We start from the raw sequence: 913 nt of genomic DNA on the forward strand, positions 1-913 counted from the left end.
CCAGGATCGTCACGTTCCTCTTGGGCGGGAGCGGCAGAGGTGTAGAAGAGACAGTCGAGACATGGCCCTTCCGGAGGATCCCGCCGCGCTGAGCACTCTGCACGCCGAGTTCTGCCGGGAGTTGGCGGTGCTGCGGATGCTGAGCGGTCCTCGGCGGGCGGCGCTTGAGCAGGGCGTGCGGCGGCTGCGTGAGGGGGCGGACTTCGGTGAGGTGCTTCGCGCGCTCGATCCCGCGGTCACCGATCCGATGTTCGTCCGCGTCGCCCCGACCCCGGTCGCCAGTCCCGGCCCGCCCGTACCCGGCCGCTACCTCTGTCCGACCGGCGCCTGCCAGCGAGTGGAGCAGCGGTTCGCCGGTGAGGGCCCACCCGAGTGTCTGCTGTACGAGCGCGTACTGACCTTCGTGCCGGACGCGTGAGGGCGGGCCGGTGACGGGATTCCTCGCCGAACTCGGCCGGAAGCTGGCCGAGCGGTGGTTCACCCTGCTGGTCCTGCCCGGCCTCGCCTATCTGCTGGTCGCGGCGGCCGCCGTGCGGCTGGGTCAGAGCGGCTGGCACGACTGGCGGGCTCTGTGGGACGGCTTCACCGCACTCACCGAGGGCGGCCCCGGGCAGCAGGACGGCGTGGTCGCCCGCGCGGTCCTGCTGATCCTCGCCGCGGTCCCGGTCTCCGCCGCCGTCGGCGCCCTCGCCCAGGCGCTCGCCGGCCCGGTCGAACGAGCCCTGTGCGGCCCGTGGCCCGACCCCTTCAGCGCCCTCTCGGCCCGTCTGACCGCCCGCCGCGAGCGTGTCTGGAGCGCGGAGGACGCCGCGTACCGCCGACAGCGCGCCCTGGCGGAGGCGGCCCGCCGCAGACAGCTCATCTCGACCCGGTCCGCCCACCACACCGAGAGACAGACCGCGCAGCCCCAGCC

General features: G+C 74.2%; 1 protein-coding gene and 1 pseudogene. Both read left to right on the forward strand.

Annotation, left to right across the window (positions count from 1 at the left end; genetic code table 11):
• Positions 1-61: 61 nt before the first annotated feature.
• Positions 62-418, forward strand: a complete 357-nt coding sequence (locus HLK59_RS50205) for a hypothetical protein (protein WP_171148358.1) — start codon at positions 62-64, stop codon at positions 416-418.
• Positions 419-428: 10 nt separating this feature from the next.
• A pseudogene (locus tag HLK59_RS50210) lies at positions 429-913 on the forward strand (hypothetical protein); the annotation flags it as partial.

This window comes from Streptomyces sp. S3(2020) (assembly GCF_013044505.1).
Classification (GTDB): domain Bacteria; phylum Actinomycetota; class Actinomycetes; order Streptomycetales; family Streptomycetaceae; genus Streptomyces.